This is a genomic window from Ectothiorhodospira lacustris (assembly GCF_022227785.1).
Lineage (GTDB): Bacteria > Pseudomonadota > Gammaproteobacteria > Ectothiorhodospirales > Ectothiorhodospiraceae > Ectothiorhodospira > Ectothiorhodospira lacustris.
Genome location: NZ_JAJNQM010000143.1, coordinates 1 through 2855, shown reverse-complemented (window position 1 = coordinate 2855; position 2855 = coordinate 1). Strand labels below are relative to the sequence as shown.

Here is a 2855-nt window from a genome sequence, read left to right as displayed (position 1 = left end):
AGAAGTTGCTGCGTGAGGGGCTCTCGATTGATGGGTCAAACGCCGCGCTGCACCATGTCCTCGGCCTGTTACTCGTCCGCACAGGTCGGCAGGGGGAGGGACTGGAGGCATTGCGGGATGCCAAGCGATTGAATCCTGAGGATCGGCGCTTTGTCTATGTCCTGGGCATCGCGCTGAATTCCATGGGTGAGCAGGAAGACGCCGTGGAGCTCTTGGAGTCGGCACACCATGAATTTCCGGCAGACTTCGATATTGCCTGGGCACTGGCGACGATCTACCGGGATCGTGGCGAAATACCAAGGGCACTGTCGATGAGCGCGGGATTACTGGAACGACATCCCGGGAATCCTGACGTTCTGGCATTACAGGCGTCACTCACTGTCATGTCCTCGGATGTTGGGCACCCTTGATCCGGAGGTTCGGGCCCTATGGTGACACAAGCCATGTTACCTGTGGCCAGGCACAAAAAAAGCGACCCCGGTTTCCCGTAAGTCGCTGATTTTGTTACTACATTTGGTGGGCGGTAGTGGGATCGAACCACTGACCCCTGCCGTGTGAAGGCAGTGCTCTACCGCTGAGCTAACCGCCCAGGTGCGAAGAAGGCGTGATTATAGGGAGGCACCTTGAGGCTGTCAACACGCCCGGCGGGGTTTTTTAATTGCGCCACTCGGGCGTCTTTAGCAGGTGCCCGGCTTCCTCCAGGGTGAACTTCATGAAGGCCTCGGCCACGCCGGAAAAACGCTTGCCCCGGGGGTGGACCACATACCACTGACGTTGGATGGGGAACCCCTCCACGTCCAGTACCACCAGACGTTTCAGGATCAGCTCCATCTCCAGCGTATGCAGGGACAGCAAACCCAGCCCCAGTCCGGCCTCCACCGCCTGCTTGATGGCTTCGCTGCTGTGCATCTGCTGAGTCGCTTGCAGGGTGATGCCGCGGGCTTCAAAAAAACGCTCCGCGGCACCTCGGGTTCCAGAACCTTCCTCTCGGACCACGAAATGCTCACTGGCCAGACGCGCGACCGGGATATCCCTCTCCCGGGCCAGCGGATGATCCGGCGGCGCAATGATCACCAGTGGGTTTTCCAGGAACGGGTGGGCGGCCGGCTCCCCCGAGGGAGGTTGTCCCATAATGGCCAGGTCCATGGCGTTCATGTCGAGCAGTTTGAGCAGGGACTCTCGGTTGTTGACCTCCAGGGTCACCGAGACGCCCTGGTGGCGCTGATGGAACGCGGCAATCAGACGGGGGACAAAGTAGTTGGCCGTGCCGGCAACGGCGATGTTCAGATGTCCGCGCCGCAGGCCTTTCATTTCGTTGAGCACCATCTCCACTTCCGCCAGCTGATTGGCAATGGCGCAGCTGTAGTGATAAAGCTCCTTGCCAGCATCGGTAAGATAGATCCGTTTGCCGATTTGCTCAAACAACGGCAGGCCAACATGCTCTTCCAGCTGTTTGATCTGCATGGAAACGGCAGGTTGCGTAAGATGCAGTTCTTCCGAGGCCCGGGTGTAGCTCAGATGCCGGGCGACCGCCTCGAATGCCTTGAGTTGTCGAAAGGTAAAATTCATGTGCCGTTGTCTCCATGGGGCAGGATTGTCCTCGGCCAGACAGAGGAAATGGCTCTGTGTCTGGCCACAGCCACATCCTACGAGTATTGCCTAATGCGGACAGGAATAAAAATCGATTATTCCAGTCGAATTTTCAGATGTACGAACAAAGGAACAAGAGGCTGATCAGACGTGAGTGAGCGGGATATGACCATGGAACCGGATCCGGAAATCGGCGATGTACCCGGTAGCGTCCATCACCCTCTGGCCGAATCGGCCACCCATGGCAGGCTGCATGCCTTTGAGAGGGTGTTTGAAGGCAAGCTGGAAGCCCTGATTCCAGCACTCAGGGAGATGCAGTACCAGGCCATGGGGCCTGATCATGCGCGTCGGATTCAGGCCATGGCCCAGGACCGGCTGGGCTTTGCATGGCCCGATGAAGTGGTCGAGCGGTCCTGGGTCGGGGGGCTGGATGTGCGTCTGCTCTATGCCCACGGCATCTTTCGGATCCTGTCACAGATGGTGGAGGGGGCTTGGCGCGACTGTCCGGCCCCCATCATGGATGTGGAAGCGGTGCTGGGGGATTTGCTGGATTGCGATGTGCATGCCATGGTGGCGAGCGCCTGTCCCGACGGTCGCCTGATGGGCCTCAAGCGTCTGATCCTGCGCCTGCCGGGCCTGCAGGTCCGGCCTTGTGCCCGAGTGGGAGGGTTCTTCGATGTGGAAAGCCAGGTGGAGCATTGGCGCTATTGCGAGCTGCTCCGGCATCTGGAGGGCGTCCCTGTGCCAGCCAATGTGCCTTCCCGCTATCTCAAGGTCTGTGTCTATCACTTCAGGTCTTTACAGCCCTCGGATCCCTTCTGTTGCGAGGCTGGCGGCACCGCCGAAAGCCGGGCATCCCTGCTACTGGATCGACTCCGGTCCTTCAGGGAATCCAGCGGTAACGGCCTGTCCAGGCCGCCGCCGCTGGACACCTTGCTGATTGGTGTGGATACGGATACGGACGGGATCCGGGTCCACGTTCCTGATGCACATGGCCGGATGCGCGCCGATGTCTTCGTCGACAGCCTGACCCTCTATCGTCAGACCCTGTCTCTGGAGCCCCGGATGGCTTCCCTGCGCTTGTACCAGAGCATTCATCATGCGGTGCGTGACCTTGGCGGCGATGGCCCGGGGGGGGAGCCTCCCAGGGAGGGACTGGTGCGCCTGATGGCGCTGCTGCTGCAGGGTAATTTGTCACAGCTTGATTATCTGCACCTGTATCGGGGTGGTCGGCATGCGCAGGGGGAGCGGGCGGAGCGGCTGGT

Annotated in this window: 3 protein-coding genes and 1 tRNA gene; 2 read left to right on the top strand and 2 right to left on the bottom strand. The window is 60.1% G+C overall.

Translation table 11 applies throughout. The annotated features are described in order from the left end of the window. Positions 1-410, top strand: a 410-nt coding sequence (locus tag LQ952_RS15610; RefSeq protein ID WP_238623537.1) for a tetratricopeptide repeat protein, incomplete at its 5' end; no start/stop codon positions are given. A gap of 104 nt (positions 411-514) precedes the next feature. On the opposite strand, the gene LQ952_RS15605 is transcribed toward LQ952_RS15610, so the two are convergent. Further along, positions 515-589 (bottom strand) — tRNA-Val (locus tag LQ952_RS15605). A gap of 65 nt (positions 590-654) precedes the next feature. Next, positions 655-1569, bottom strand: coding sequence for a LysR family transcriptional regulator (locus LQ952_RS15600; RefSeq protein WP_238623536.1), 915 nt, complete (start codon positions 1567-1569; stop codon positions 655-657). Between the two features lie 192 nt (positions 1570-1761). Here LQ952_RS15600 and LQ952_RS15595 point away from each other — a divergent pair. Then, positions 1762-2855, top strand: a 1094-nt coding sequence (locus LQ952_RS15595; protein WP_238623535.1) for a carboxysome shell carbonic anhydrase, incomplete at its 3' end; no start/stop codon positions are given.